Origin of the sequence: Algibacter pacificus (assembly GCF_008033385.1) — a bacterium.
GTDB lineage: Bacteria > Bacteroidota > Bacteroidia > Flavobacteriales > Flavobacteriaceae > Algibacter > Algibacter pacificus.
On the sequence record NZ_VOGY01000009.1, the window covers coordinates 92157 to 106799 of the forward strand.

Consider the following 14643-nt stretch of genomic DNA (forward strand, 5'->3'; position numbering starts at 1 on the left):
AAATATGAAATTAGCTTCTTTTTTTAATAAAAGTAATTATAAGCATTTTTACCATTTATTGAAACCTTATCCAAAAGGTGTGGGAAATAGTAAACCTGATTTTAGTTGTTTTCCAGACATACAATCTATTGTTAATTATTTAGAGGTTGAAAAATACAAATCAATAGTAATTGTTGCTACTGGTCCATCATCTCGAAGTTTGAATTACAATAAAGAAAATTTATACTTTTGTACTAATAGAGCTTTGTATTTGATGAAGAATATGCCTTTTGTATATTTAGTAAATGACGGATATTGTTTAGTCAAATACTTGAAGAAATTTAAAAGTCCCTCAAATTGGAAAGGGACGTTTTTTTGGTATTTTACAACAAAAACAAGAAAAAATAGTAGAGAGTTTGATTTGTTGAATACGTATATTAAAACAAAAACCAGAAGTAAAAAAGAAGCTATTATAACAAATACAAATGAGCATCATGTATTAAATCATATACATAACGAATTAATAGATTTTTTAAAAAAAGAATTAGAAATTAATTTTTTTGGTGTGAATTCAGGTTATGTGCTTTTAGTTTTTACATATATAATAGCTTATTATGGGAAGAAACCAATTGAAATTTACGGATTGGATTTAGGAGAAAAAGAAGAAGCATATTTTAATAAAACTGTAGAGTTGGGGAAAACTATTAAAAGTGATTTTACAAAAAAACATTTTAAACAATTTTATGATGTGATTTATAATAATGACAAGATTAATGTAATAAATCATTCTTTTTTTATGACAAAAACTCATTAATTAAAATAATGGTAAAATTTTTAATAATAACTCATGTCCTACACAAATCAAATGCCAAACAATGGTACGCTTACGCACCCTACGTACGCGAGATGAATTTATGGCTAAAACATATAGATGAGGTTGAGATTGTAGCCCCAATAATTGATACGTCAATTTCAGAAATAGATATTGCATATCAACACGATAATATTAAATTCACGCAAATACCAGCCATTGCTTTTATCAATTTTAGCAGTGGTTTAAAATCATTATTAGCCATACCGTTTATTTTGTTTAGATTATTTCGAGCGTGTAAACGTGCCAATCATATCCATCTGCGCTGCCCCGGAAATATTGGTTTATTAGGGTGCTTCGTTCAAATATGTTTTCCGAAGAAAATAAAAACGGCAAAATATGCGGGCAATTGGGATCCAAAAGCTAAACAACCTTTAAGCTATAAATTTCAGAAATGGATTTTAAGCAATACGTTTCTAACTAAAAACATGACCGTTCTTGTTTATGGGGAATGGGAACATCAAACCAAAAATATTAAACCTTTTTTTACGGCGTCTTTTAAAAACTCAGAAAAAGAAGATGTTGAACGTCGGAATTATAAAGCGGTGTTGAATTTTGTTTTTGTAGGGAGTTTAGTGTCAGGTAAACGTCCAGAGTTAGCTATTAAAATAGTTGAGGGTTTAGTCGGCAAAGGTGTGCAAGCTAAATTAACGTTGTATGGGGATGGAATTTTAAAAGAGTCATTGATAAATTATGTTAATGTCAATAATTTAAATTCATTTATTGTTTTAGAAGGAAATCAACCCCTATCAGTTATTAAGGAAAACTTAAAAACAGCTCATTTCTCATTATTACCATCAAAATCTGAAGGCTGGCCAAAAGCGGTTGCCGAGGCCATGTTTTTTGGAGCTATTCCTATTTCAACAGCGGTATCTTGTGTGTCTAATATGTTAGATGATGGGCGTAGAGGGATTCTAATTGAAGCTGAGGTTGATAGTGCTGTTAATAAAATTATAAGTGTGCTAGATGAAAAGGATTTAAATAAGATGTCTAAATTAGCGGCTCAGTGGTCTCAAAATTATACCTTAGATTATTTTGAATCGGAAATTAAAAAATTACTCACTAAATAATGCGTGTACTTCAATTAATTGATAGTTTAGAAGCTGGAGGCGCAGAACGGGTTGCGGTAAACTTAGCGAATAGTTTGGTGCCCGAAGTTGAAAAATCGTATTTATGTGCCACTCGAAAGGAGGGTTTACTAAAAAATAGAATTAACAAAGACGTTGGGTATTTGTTTTTAAACAAAAATTCAACTCTAGATTTTAAAGCTATATTTCGGCTACGGGGCTTTATTAAAAAGCATAAAATTTCTATTATTCACGCACATGCATCTTCCTTTTTTTTAGCAACACTAATAAAAATTTTAAATACAGAACTAAAATTAGTTTGGCATGACCATTACGGCGATAGTGATTTTTTAACCCTAAGACCTAAACGTATTTTAAAGTTATGTTCTTTCTTTTTTAATCATGTGTTTTGTGTAAATACAAAATTGAAAGTTTGGGTAGAGCAGGAACTAAATGCTAAATCGGTAAGTTATTTACCTAATTTTGCAACAGTGAAAAATACGGTACAAGAAACCCTGTTAAATGGTATGGCGGGTAAACGTATAGTCTGTTTGGCTAATCTACGACCTCAAAAAGATCATTTAAATTTATTAAAGGCATTTAAATTGCTTATTAAAATAGAGTCCAATTGGAGTTTACATCTTGTTGGGAAAAATTTTAATGATCGTTGTTCTGAAGCCGTTTTTCAATTTATAAAAAACGAAAAACTCACCAAACATGTTTATTTTTATGGAACATGTAACGATGTTTCCGAAATATTAAAGCAAAGTGATATTGGTGTTTTGGCATCAAAATCAGAAGGCTTACCTTTGGCTTTGTTAGAATATGGTTTAGCAGGTTTACCTGTGGCTGTAACTCATGTTGGAGATTGTGCAAAAGTTATAGAAAATAAGAGTTTAGGGGTACTAGTTAGTCCTGAAAATGAAAATTCACTTTATAACGGACTCCTAGATATAATTAAAAACAAGGCTGAAAGTCTTCTTATGGGGAAAGCTTTAAGAAAACAGGTGGAATCTCATTTTTCTAAAATATCTGTTATACCTCAAATAATTGCCGTTTATAAAACTATTACTCGCTAGTAATGAAAAACTCCTATTTTAATATATTAGGCTTACATATTTTAATTGGTGTGTTTTTATTCCTGTTCAGAGGGTATGGTAATTTATTTTTATTTGGTATTGTTGGCTATTTTTTACTAAGAATAATAAATGCGCCTCAAAAATTAAAAGCGTTTGAAATATTAAAAGCAGGTAGTTATGTTATTGGGGCAGAGGTGGTCCTTAGAATGTCTGGCGGTATATTGTTTTATGAAGCAAATAAATACATAATAATTTTGCTTGCCATTATGGGACTTATGCACCATGGGTTTAATAAAAAGGCGAGTGTTTATTTACTATATATTGTTTTACTAATCCCTAGTATTTATGTGTCTTTAGAGTTGTTAGATGCTGATATTAATATAAGAAAGGCCATTGCCTTTAATTTAAGTGGTCCGGTTTGTTTGGCAATTGCAGCACTGTTTTGTTTTGGTGTAAAAATTACTAAAACACAATTGGAAACTATTTTTAATTATGCCATTTATCCCTTGGTAAGTACATTAGTTTATATTTTTTTATATAATCCTAATGTATCTGATGTTGCCACAGGAACAGCTTCTAATTTTGCCTCGTCGGGAGGTTTTGGCCCTAACCAAGTAGCAACGGTTTTAGGTTTAGGTATGTTTTTGGTGGCGGCTCGGTTTTTCTATTTTTCAACAACCAAATGGCATAAATATTTAGATTTACTCTTAATTTTTTTGTTTGCATTTAGAGCCATTGTAACGTTTAGTAGAGGCGGTGTAATTACCGCTGTTCTCATGATTTTTGCTTTTATGTTTTTCCAGTTTAGAACAATGAAAAAGCATGAACGTAAAGGTTTGGTTTTTTCTGGATTTGTTTTTTGTATCATAGCAGGAGTTACTGTGTTATTTTCGTCCATTCAAACCAATGGGTATATTGATAAGCGATACGCTAATCAAAACGCTATGGGGCATGAAAAAAAGGATGTTACTACAGGGCGGGGCGATTTATTTTTACTAGAAATTGAAGAGTTTTTTAATAACCCTTTTTTTGGCATAGGCGTTGGGCGAGCCAAAGAAGTGAGGTTTCAAAAAACGGGTATCCATGCGGCATCACATAACGAAGTCAGTCGGATCATTGCAGAACATGGCTTATTTGGTATTTTAGCCTTTTTAGTTTTATTATTAGCCCCACTTTTTTTAAGATTAGGGAATAAATCTAATGTGTTTTTTTATGCCTTTTACCTATTTTGGTTATTAACAATTAACCATTCCGCTATGCGAATTGCAGCACCAGCGTTTATTTATGCTTTAAGTTTATTAGATATTGTAAATGAAAAAAATCCTGTACATAGGAAACAAGTTATCGCAAAAAGGTAAAACGGATTCCACGATCGACACTTTGGGAAAAGGGTTGGAAGAATTGGGGTTTCAGGTTGTCTATGCATCAAGCTATAAATCTATTTTACTTCGATTTATTGATATGATTTGGGCGGTTTTTAAGTATCGTAAAACCACAGATTATGTTTTAATTGATACCTACAGCACGTTAAATTTTTATTATGCTTTTGCAGTAAGTCAATTATGCCGATTGTTTCATTTAAAATATATACCAATATTACATGGTGGTAGCTTACCTACTAGGCTAAAAACATCACCTAAATTATCAAAAGCTGTTTTTAATTATTCATATAAAAATGTGGCACCTTCATTATATCTAAAATCGCATTTCGAAACAAATGGTTATACTAACATCCTATTTATACCTAATGCTATTGCGCTAAAAACATATCAATTTCAAACAAAAAACTATGATACAGTTAAAATGCTTTGGGTGCGCTCATTTTCAGTAATATATAATCCTTCACTAGCCGTTAAAATTTTAAAAGCTTTAAAAGATGAAAATATAAAAGCCGAATTATGTATGATTGGTCCAGAAAAAGATGGTAGTATGAAAACCGTTAAAAGTTTAGCACAAAAACTACAAGTTGAGGTTGAGTTTCCAGGACGGTTAACAAAAAAACAATGGCATAAAAAAGCACAAGATTTTAATATTTTTATAAATACAACAAATATTGATAATACTCCCGTAAGCGTTATTGAAGCCATGGCTTTAGGTTTGCCAGTGATATCAACACATGTAGGGGGAATGCCTTTTTTAATAAAAAATAATATAGATGGGGTATTAGTAAAGGCAAATAGCGTAGATGCCTTTGTTTTGGCTATTAAAAAAATGATGATTAATAAAGATAATACCTACAAAATTGCTAATAATGCAAAGAGAAGGGCGGAAGATTACGATTGGGATAAAGTTAGGCTAAAATGGTGCAATCTGTTAAGATGATTAAGTCTGGTTTGCTATACTTTTATATCTTTACAGCACCCTAATTTACTTAAAAATGTCCAAATTTAGTATCCATTTTAATATTTCGGAGCGCAAGGTGCTTTTGAAGGTATTAGATATTTTATCTGTATTATTGGTTTTATATGGCGTTAGCCATATTTTCGAATTTAATTATTTTGTAATAAATAGAGCAAACTGGAAAGGCATAGTTATACTCGTTATTTATTTAGCTTTATTTGGAGCTATTTTTGAACTTTACGACTTGCAAAAGGCGAGTAAAATTGATAAAACCTTTGCAAATATTGTGCTTACGGTTTCTACGACCGTATTGTTTTATTTATTAACCCCTTTTTATTCGCCATTTTTACCCGATAACCGTTTGCAAATTCTATATTTTTACGGGTCTATATTATTAGGCTTATTTATCTGGCGGTGGATGTATATTAGCTTTATTGCCTCACCCAGGTTTTATAAAAAAGCTTTAGTTGTTGGGGAGTTTTCTAACATAAAAGCGGTTGTTGCAGAATTTAAAACTTCCGATCCAAATTATCATATTGTTGGGTTTGTAAACACAGAAATAGATCGAGACAACGGTATAAAATTTGACGGTTTAAAAGAATTTAATCCAAAGGATATTTGTCAGGTTGTTGAAGAAGAAAAAATATCAGAAATTGTTATAGCAAGTTATCACCCAGAAGCTATTACCGTTGAAATTTATCGTGATTTAATTACTTTGTTGGAAAGCGGTTTCCCTATTAAAGAGTACACCCAAATTTATGAGGAAATGACCCAAAGTGTGCCCGTACAATTTATAGGAAAAGATTTTTATAAGTACTTTCCGTTTAGTAGAAATAACCAAAATAAGTTGTATTTGTTTTTTAGACGCCTGTTCGATATCATTATTTCAGTAATTGGCATTATTGGGGGAGGCATTCTGTTGCCTTTAATTTTAATAGGGAATATAATAGGGAACCGAGGTAAACTATTTTACAAGCAAGAACGCGTAGGTAAAAATGGAAGGTTATTTCAAATGATAAAATTTAGAAGCATGATTAAAAATGCAGAAAAAGATAGAGCCGTTTGGGCAGAAAAAAATGATGTTAGAATAACACCATTTGGGCGGTTTTTACGCTATTCAAGGTTAGATGAAATACCACAATTTATCAATATTTTAAAAGGCGAAATGAGCTTGATTGGGCCACGACCAGAACGCCCTCCTTTTGTAAAAGAGCTGTCTGCACTAATACCTTTTTATGAAACAAGACACATGGTAAAACCAGGGCTTACCGGTTGGGCACAGGTAAAAATGAAATATGGAAATTCTACCGACGATAGTTTATTAAAACTACAGTACGATTTGTTTTATATTAAATATCGTAGCTTTTTTTTAGATTTTAATATTGTAGTAAAAACAATAAGTACCATTATTTTTTTTAGAGGACAGTAGGCTTAAAAGCTTTTAAAAAAGGAGGTTTTAGTTATAATGTTTTATCAAGAATATATATCGGATAAATAGCGCTATTAAAAGCGGGATGAGTCCAATAGCAAAAACTTGAACACCAATAATCCAATGCAAGGTAAGTAAGCATAGCATAATGACTAAAAGTTTTAAATATTTACCAAACCAAGCACTTGGCGTATCTTTAAAAAATTGCCCAATTACAAAAATATTTAGAACAAACGCCCAGAGGAGATTGTAATTTTGGTGTGTTCCCGTGTGGTCTGTAGCAAACCAAAGTAGTAAAATAATAATACCGATAACGCCGGTAATAACAGATAAACTTACATCTAACCAGTTGCTTCGGGTTTGGTTTTTATAGTCTTTATAAGTGATGAAAATAATAAAGCATCCTATAAGTCCTATTATAAATAACGGACTCGCTAAAAATGAATTAGAAACGAATTTGTCTTTTTTTTTGAATAAAACCTGGCTTTGCAATACTAACGGTGTCTCTCCATTATTTATAGTGGCTACTTCAAAGAATTTATAAATATTTTCGGGTAGAAACATGTGCTCTTCAGGCGTTGCTTGTCTATCAATTACGGAGCCTAAAGCCAAATCGATACCAAAACTCCCCCAAGAATTTTTGTTTACATTTCCATAAATTAAAGTTCGAAATGTAGCATCTTCAAAATCTTTTGGTTTATTAAATGTAAGCGTGTTGTTTACAGCTATATTGGTAACATCTTTTATTCTAGTGGCGCAATTATCAAAAAAGAACTCGTATAAATAGCGTCTGTTTTCGGGTTTATAATTATTAATTAGAAAATCGTAAAGCTTTTGTTTTTCAGTTTGAGATAAATTTAAAACTTGCGATTTTATAGTGCGATTATAGTAAACGTAAACTTGATAAAATCTATTAAATTCTGTTTTACTAATTAAATAATCTAATTTGCCTTGAGCGAATTTTAAATAGAAATTAGGCGAATCAAAATCGTATTCACCATAGCCATAAACTACATCTAATCCTTTCGAAGTATCTTTTATTCTGAAGGCACTATGTCCAAAAGCATCATTTAATTCAGTTCCGGGACCAACGGTAAGCACGCTAATTTCAGCAGTATTCGATAGTAGGTTTTCTTGTGCTTGTATAAATTCAAATGAAAATATTAGAAGCAGTAAAAAGCATATTTTTTTCATGAATATTGAATATTATCTAAAGACGCTTAAGTCTACTTTTAATGAAAATACATTAGAATATAATGCCACACTTTGGTCGCCAATATCGGTAAAAGCATAATCTATTTGGATGCCACGGTATTTAAAACCAACACCAAAACTAGGCTGAAAGCTTAATTGTTCTGTATTATCAATTTGTAACTCATTTTGAAAATTTCCCATGCCACCACGTAAATACACCATGTCGATATACCCAAATTCAAAACCTAAAGCAGGGTTTATACTCGCCACCGATGTGGATATAATATCGTTGTTTTCAGCAAACCTGATATTCAAATTAACGGCAGTTAATAGGGTATAATCATAGTGGAAATCAATAAGTTTTGAAATTCCTATTTGTAATTTAGGAATGGTGATTTCGGTAGTTTCAGGAAGTTCTTGGTTTTGTCCTTCAACGGCATCTTGTACCGTTGCAAATTCTTCTTCATCTATAGCCCAAGCATTAAATGTGGTAGTAATATCGCGAGCCATAATTCCGAATTTCCAATTATTATTGGTTTCAAATTGCATTCCTACATCGAAACCAAAACCCCAAGACGATGCAAATTCACCAATAACTCGGCGAATAACTTTGGCATTTACGCCGTAATTTAAACCTTGTACTGGTAAGGCATGTGCGTATGAAAAGGTTAAACCATAATCGGCGGTAGAGAACAAACTTATTCTGTCGTAATTAATATTGCCTTGTGCATCAATAAGCTGCGTGGTGTTTAAAATATCGTCTACCGCAAAGCGAATTAGCGAGATGCCAATAGCACTTCTATCATCCAAAGGCATAGCAAAAGCGGCATAATCGTAATTTGCAATATTAGCAAAGTAGCTCGAGTGCATTAAGGACAGTTGATTGTCTTCTAATTTTAAAAGCCCTGCAGGATTCCAATAACCGGAATTAACATCGGAAGTTTGAGCCGTTACAGCGCCACTCATACCTAAAGCTGCTGCATCTACACCAATATTCATAAATTCATTGGAGTATTTTCTAACCGTTTGGCTAAATACTGACATACTAAGGGTGAAAAATAAAAAGCTAAGAAATGGTTTCAATCGATTTTTTTTTACAAAGATGCACATTATACCCATTTAATCATAAAATTAAAATTGAAACTTCAACTTATTTAAGTTTATAAACTTGAAATTATTAGAGATATTGTTTTAGACGAAAATTGTTTGCTATTTTTACAACTTTAAATAATTTTATATGAAAAGGCACATTCCAAACGCGATTACACTTTTAAATTTACTGAGTGGTTGTATTGCTGTAATTTTAGCTGTAAATAACGATTTTGTTGCCGCAGCTTTATTTGTGTTTTTAGGTATATTTTTCGATTTTTTTGATGGTTTTGCTGCTAGGAAATTAAAGGTCTCTAGTCCGTTGGGTTTACAGTTAGATTCTTTGGCCGATATGGTAACTAGTGGTTTGGTTCCGGGTGTTATTATGTACAAATTGTTACTTATGGCCACGGGTGGTTTTGAAACTTATACCGAAGCTTCTCATTGGCAAGAACATTCAAATTGGATGGACACAAAGTTAGAAATTTTGCCGTTAATGGGGTTGTTAATTACTTTAGCATCGGCATATAGATTAGCAAAATTTAATATAGATGAAGATCAGCAAACTTATTTTAAAGGCTTGCCAACACCAGCTAATGCTTTATTGATACTGTCGTTGCCTCTTATTATTGAATTTCAAAATAGTGATGTTATAAATGCTATTATTTTAAATCCATGGTTTTTAATAATACTCACTTTGGTAAGCTGTTATATATTAAACGCTAACATAAAACTATTCGCATTAAAATTTAAAAATTATGGTTTTAGCGATAATGTTATGCGCTATGTTTTTATAATTTTATGCGTTGTGCTTTTAATCGTTTTACAGTTTGCAGCAATACCATTAATCATATTATTATATATAGGCATGTCTGTTTTAGATAATGTGATTCCAAAAAAACAATAATTTAAAGAAATATTATGGCCTCAGGATTTTTTGCGTTATTCGATGATATTGCTGCACTCATGGACGATGTAGTGGTAATGAGTAAAATTACCACCAAGAAAACGGCTGGGATTTTAGGAGACGATTTGGCTGTAAATGCTGAAAAAGCGACTGGGTTTGTGTCTTCTAGAGAATTGCCCGTATTATGGGCTATTACAAAAGGATCGTTTTTAAATAAACTCATTATTTTGCCCATTGCTTTTTTACTCAGTTACTTTTTGCCTTGGGTTGTGACTTTAATTTTAGTTTTAGGAGGTGTTTATTTAGCTTATGAAGGTGTAGAAAAAATAGTTGAATATTTTTTTCCACATGAGCTTGAAGTTAAAAGTGTTATAGAGGCACCACTTTCAGAAGAAGCCCTTTTATTAAAGGAAAAAACAAAGGTGAAATCGGCTATATTTACCGATTTTATTTTATCCATAGAAATTGTTATTATTGCTTTAGGAACCGTAGTTGGAAAGCCGCTTTTGTTTCAGGTATTAGTCGTGTCTATTGTGGCTATTATTGCCACTATTGGCGTGTACGGTATTGTGGCTTTAATTGTTAGAATGGATGATATGGGCTATCGTTTAATAAAAAGCAGTAAGGACGGAAAGGGGTTTTTAGCAAGTATAGGTCATGTTTTGGTAAAAGCGCTTCCAATTATTATCAAGAGTTTGTCTGTTATAGGAACTATTGCGCTCATATTAGTTGCGGGTGGTATTTTTACGCACAATATTGAGTTTTTGCATCACTATTTAGAGACATTAGAATCCATTCCTGCATTTGTAAAAGATGCGGTTATTGGTTTAGGAGTTGGCTTAGTAGTTTTGTTACTAGTGAAATTATTTGGAGCTATTTTAAAAGCATTTAAGAAATAATGGGGTAATAACACAAAAAAACTACATGTTTTATGGTATCTTTTTGGTTATTAGTTAAATAGGTTGTGTTGTTTTTGAAAAAATGAGTATATTACGGATTTGTAAGAATTTAAAACTTTATTATGAAGCATCTAAAAATATTATTTCCACTATTTTCTTTTTTATTGTTTAGTAGTACACTTTTTAGCCAAATAAAACCTGTAAAAAAGGAGTTGAAGGTTAATAAAATTGTAAAAACAGATATTAAATTGCGTTCTTTTACCATAAATAATAGCGCATTAAAAGTGGATAATATAGAAGGGATGACTGTTTCTGAAATAAGTGGTTTAAGTATTCCTAAATTAGAGCCTATAGCTTTGGAGGTTTTAAATTCTTTAAATACACCGGAGTCTGAGGTTATAGATTCTACTTCTGAAAAAAACTCATGGGAAATTACTCCAGGACAATTAATTGATGATGATTTAACTTTTGTTTCGTTAGATGGGAAGTATATTTATGATACCTCTTTTGAGTTATTACCTAAATCTTATCAATATGATCATAATGCTGTTTTATCAGGTAATCTTAGTTGTAGTTTTAAATCAGTAACAGACGATTTGTATTTGCTAGAAATTCGAATAAATACTATAAACACAAATTATAGAATGAGAGCGTTAAAAACTGTTTATGTTGGTATATCTGGACAATATCAGGAGCATGAAATAGTGGATGATAAAGTGATTATTGTTTTTAGTGCACCTAGAAGTATTACGCGTATTGATATAAAACAAGCTATTCCTTATACTTACGATTTAGTAACGAAATTATCATGTGTTGATCGCGTTACATCCATTAAAATTAGAAATATTACAGAATAGAATTAATTATTATTCTCTAATATTTTTTTTACGTAACTCGAAGTTTTGGCCTAAATATACTTTACGTACCATCTCGTCATTAGCTAATTCTTCGGGTTCTCCTGCTTTTAAAATACTGCCTTCAAACATTAAATAGGTTCGGTCGGTAATAGCAAGGGTTTCTTGTACGTTATGGTCTGTTATTAAGATGCCGATATTCTTTTTAGTTAGTTGGGCAACAATACGTTGGATATCTTCTACGGCTACGGGATCTACTCCCGCAAAAGGTTCATCTAACAAAATAAAACTCGGGTCGGTTGCCAAGGCCCGTGCAATTTCTGTTCTACGGCGTTCTCCACCCGATAATAAATCGCCACGAGATTTTCTAATGTGGCCTAAACCAAACTCTTCAATAAGCGATTCCATTTTATGCATTTGTTCCTTTTTACTTAGTTTAGTAAGTTGGAGCACGCTTAAAATATTATCTTCAATACTTAATTTTCTAAAAACCGATGCTTCTTGTGCTAAATAACCAATGCCATTTTGTGCACGTTTGTACATAGGGTAGTTGGTGATTTCTTGGTTATCAAGAAAAATGTGTCCGCCATTGGGTTTTACTAAACCAACAATCATGTAAAACGAGGTGGTTTTTCCAGCACCATTGGGGCCTAATAATCCAACAATTTCACCTTGATTTACTTTTAGGGAAACATCTTTTACCACTTTGCGTCCGCTGTAGGACTTCATTAAATTTTCGGCTTTTAAAATCATATCTTTGTAATGAAGGTTAAAAATAGTGAAATCATATACACTTTTTTAACAGTTGTTGGTTTTTTATGTTTTTATTGGGTTTTATGGTTGGCTTCCAGCTCGTCCCAAAATTCATACGCTCGGCGTAAATGCGGAATAACAATCGTGCCGCCTACTAAGGTTGCAATACTTAAAGCTTCTACAACTTCGTCTTTTTTTAATCCTATTTTATAGCTGGTTTCTAAATGGTATTTTATACAATCGTCGCAGCGTAAAACAGCCGAAGCTACCAAGCCAAGTAATTCTTTGGTTTTTACATCTAGAGCACCTTCCGCGTAAGCGTTAGTGTCTAAATTAAAAATGCGTTTTATAATTTTGTTGTTATCGGCTAAAATTTTATCGTTCATTTTAGCACGGTAATCGTTGAAAGCTTTAACGGACTCTGACATCTTTTTTCTCTTTTCGTTTTTGATTTCTAACTACTATTTTAGAAATAGTAATACTTATTTGATATAAAATTAGAATGGGGATAGCTACAATAACTTGACTTGCAATATCTGGCGGCGTAATGACCGCCGATAAAATAAGGACAATTACCATGGCATATTTTCTGTATTTTTTTAGAACTTCGGGAGTTACCAAACCTACTTTTGTTAAAAAATAGATAATTATGGGGAGTTCGAAAATTAAGCCCGAAGCCAATGCCGAAGCTCGTACTAAGGCAATGTAGGAGCTAATGTCTATTTGGTTATCTACCATGGTAGAAATACTGTAATTTGCTAAAAAGTTAATGGATAGCGGGGTGATGATGTAGTAACCAAATAGCACGCCTATAAAAAACAGAATAGAACAGATAATGATGAAGCCACGAGAATGTTTGCGCTCATTGCTATGTAATCCTGGACTAATAAAGCTCCATAGTTGGTAAATAACATAGGGGAATGAAATTACAAAACCAGCCAAAATAGCCGTCCAAATATCGGCAGAAAATTGCCCCGCCATGGTTCTGTTTTGTAGTATTAGTGGAATTTTGTCGGCACAAAATGTGGTGTCTACTTCTAAAAACTGAGCCACCTTACATAAAAAATCGTAAGTTGGAAAATCCATGTGTAGTGGCGCAAAAATAATTTGATCGAAAATAAAACGACTAAAAATGTATGCTAATGTTGCTACTATCATTACCGCCGAACAAATTCTAATTAAGTGCCAGCGTAAATCTTCAAGATGGTCTAGAAAAGACATCTCGTTAATATCTTTCTTTGCCATTATATAATACCTTCTTTTATTAAATCGTGAATGTGTACTACGCCTGCATATTTGCCGTTTTCTTCAACTAAAAGTTGCGAAATATCGTTAGCTTCCATTAGCTCTAAAGCATCTATAGCCATAGCGTTTGCTTCTATACGTTTTGGGTTTGCACCCATAATGTCGCTAGCGGTAAGTTTAGAGAAATCGTCAACTTTGGTTAACATTCTACGTAAATCACCATCGGTAATAATGCCTATAATTTTGTGGTTATCAACTACAGCTGTAACACCTAGCATTTTTTTTGTAATTTCTACTATAACTTCTTTAATGGTAGCTGTACTTTTTACCGCAGGTTTTTCGTTGGTAGAAGAAATATCTTGAACCTTTAAATATAGTTTTTTGCCTAAAGCTCCACCAGGATGGTACTTGGCAAAATCGGTGCTAGAAAAGCCTCGTAAGTTTAACAAGCAAACCGCAAGAGCGTCTCCAATAACCAGTTGAGCTGTAGTGCTTGTTGTTGGCGCCAAGTTATTTGGGCAAGCTTCTTTTTCAACATAGGCATTTAAAACATAATCGGCATGTTCCGCTAAGAACGAATTGGTGTTGCCTGTAATGGCTATCATTTTATTGTTAGCCCGTTTTATTAAAGGGATAATCACTTTTATCTCCGGAGTATTTCCACTTTTAGATAAACAAATAACAACATCGTCTTTTAAAATTAAGCCCAAATCACCATGGATAGCATCGGCAGCATGCATAAAAATAGCGGGGGTTCCTGTAGAGTTTAAGGTTGCTACAATTTTATTTCCAATAATAGCGCTTTTACCTATGCCAGTAATAATTACACGTCCTTTAGATTTGTAAATAAGTTGTACCGCTGCAGAAAAATCATCTGTGACTAAACTAGACAAATTTAAAATGGCTTTACTTTCCATTTCAATAGTTTGCCTTGCGG

General features: G+C 32.4%; 15 protein-coding genes. 9 read left to right on the plus strand and 6 right to left on the minus strand.

Annotated features, from left to right (window positions below; genetic code table 11):
- The first annotated feature begins 4 nt into the window (after positions 1-4).
- Genes FQU21_RS13850 through FQU21_RS13875 form a run of 6 tightly spaced genes read left to right on the plus strand, consistent with a single transcriptional unit; the run spans position 5 to position 6765 of the window.
- The gene (locus tag FQU21_RS13850; protein ID WP_147678606.1) at positions 5-793 is read left to right on the plus strand and encodes a hypothetical protein; all 789 of its coding nucleotides are present in this window, start codon (positions 5-7) and stop codon (positions 791-793) included.
- A gap of 8 nt (positions 794-801) precedes the next feature.
- Entirely contained in the window at positions 802-1920 is a 1119-nt protein-coding gene (locus FQU21_RS13855) for a glycosyltransferase family 4 protein (RefSeq protein WP_147678607.1), read from the plus strand.
- Positions 1920-2996 (plus strand): glycosyltransferase, encoded by a 1077-nt coding sequence (locus FQU21_RS13860; RefSeq protein ID WP_147678608.1) that lies wholly within the window; start codon positions 1920-1922, stop codon positions 2994-2996. The genes FQU21_RS13855 and FQU21_RS13860 overlap by 1 nt, the downstream gene beginning before the upstream one ends.
- A 2-nt stretch (positions 2997-2998) precedes the next feature.
- Positions 2999-4354: an O-antigen ligase family protein gene (locus FQU21_RS13865; protein ID WP_147678609.1), complete on the plus strand. Its 1356-nt coding sequence runs from the start codon at positions 2999-3001 to the stop codon at positions 4352-4354.
- Complete coding sequence (locus tag FQU21_RS13870) at positions 4308-5318, plus strand: glycosyltransferase family 4 protein (RefSeq protein ID WP_147678610.1); 1011 nt, start codon at positions 4308-4310, stop codon at positions 5316-5318. Before FQU21_RS13865 ends, FQU21_RS13870 begins: the two co-directional genes overlap by 47 nt.
- A 55-nt stretch (positions 5319-5373) precedes the next feature.
- Positions 5374-6765 (plus strand): exopolysaccharide biosynthesis polyprenyl glycosylphosphotransferase, encoded by a 1392-nt coding sequence (locus FQU21_RS13875; protein WP_147678611.1) that lies wholly within the window; start codon positions 5374-5376, stop codon positions 6763-6765.
- Between the two features lie 27 nt (positions 6766-6792).
- On the opposite strand, the gene FQU21_RS13880 is transcribed toward FQU21_RS13875, so the two are convergent.
- Entirely contained in the window at positions 6793-7959 is a 1167-nt protein-coding gene (locus tag FQU21_RS13880; protein ID WP_147678612.1) for a lipoprotein N-acyltransferase Lnb domain-containing protein, read from the minus strand.
- A 12-nt stretch (positions 7960-7971) separates the two neighbouring features.
- Positions 7972-9042 carry a putative type IX sorting system protein PorV2 gene (locus tag FQU21_RS13885; RefSeq protein WP_456236601.1) on the minus strand — a complete coding sequence of 357 codons (1071 nt, stop codon included), beginning with the start codon at positions 9040-9042 and terminating at the stop codon, positions 7972-7974.
- Between the two features lie 154 nt (positions 9043-9196).
- On the opposite strand from FQU21_RS13885, the gene FQU21_RS13890 reads away from it, so the two are divergent.
- The 3 genes from FQU21_RS13890 (at position 9197) to FQU21_RS13900 (ending at position 11711) form a co-directional block, all read left to right on the plus strand.
- Complete coding sequence (locus FQU21_RS13890) at positions 9197-9955, plus strand: CDP-alcohol phosphatidyltransferase family protein (protein ID WP_147678613.1); 759 nt, start codon at positions 9197-9199, stop codon at positions 9953-9955.
- A 14-nt stretch (positions 9956-9969) separates the two neighbouring features.
- A complete protein-coding gene (locus FQU21_RS13895; protein WP_147678614.1) occupies positions 9970-10854 on the plus strand; it encodes a DUF808 domain-containing protein in 885 nt (294 codons plus the stop codon).
- A gap of 122 nt (positions 10855-10976) precedes the next feature.
- The gene (locus tag FQU21_RS13900) at positions 10977-11711 is read left to right on the plus strand and encodes a hypothetical protein (RefSeq protein WP_147678615.1); all 735 of its coding nucleotides are present in this window, start codon (positions 10977-10979) and stop codon (positions 11709-11711) included.
- A gap of 9 nt (positions 11712-11720) precedes the next feature.
- On the opposite strand, the gene lptB is transcribed toward FQU21_RS13900, so the two are convergent.
- The 4 genes from lptB to FQU21_RS13920 all read right to left on the minus strand — a co-directional run bounded on the left by lptB (position 11721) and on the right by FQU21_RS13920 (position 14623).
- Positions 11721-12461 carry an LPS export ABC transporter ATP-binding protein gene (gene lptB / locus FQU21_RS13905; protein WP_147678616.1) on the minus strand — a complete coding sequence of 247 codons (741 nt, stop codon included), beginning with the start codon at positions 12459-12461 and terminating at the stop codon, positions 11721-11723.
- A gap of 71 nt (positions 12462-12532) precedes the next feature.
- Positions 12533-12889, minus strand: coding sequence for a carboxymuconolactone decarboxylase family protein (locus FQU21_RS13910; protein ID WP_147678617.1), 357 nt, complete (start codon positions 12887-12889; stop codon positions 12533-12535).
- Positions 12873-13706, minus strand: coding sequence for a twin-arginine translocase subunit TatC (tatC, locus tag FQU21_RS13915; protein ID WP_147678618.1), 834 nt, complete (start codon positions 13704-13706; stop codon positions 12873-12875). The genes FQU21_RS13910 and tatC overlap by 17 nt, the downstream gene beginning before the upstream one ends.
- A complete protein-coding gene (locus tag FQU21_RS13920) occupies positions 13706-14623 on the minus strand; it encodes a KpsF/GutQ family sugar-phosphate isomerase (RefSeq protein ID WP_147678682.1) in 918 nt (305 codons plus the stop codon). The genes tatC and FQU21_RS13920 overlap by 1 nt, the downstream gene beginning before the upstream one ends.
- Between the last annotated feature and the right edge of the window lie 20 nt (positions 14624-14643).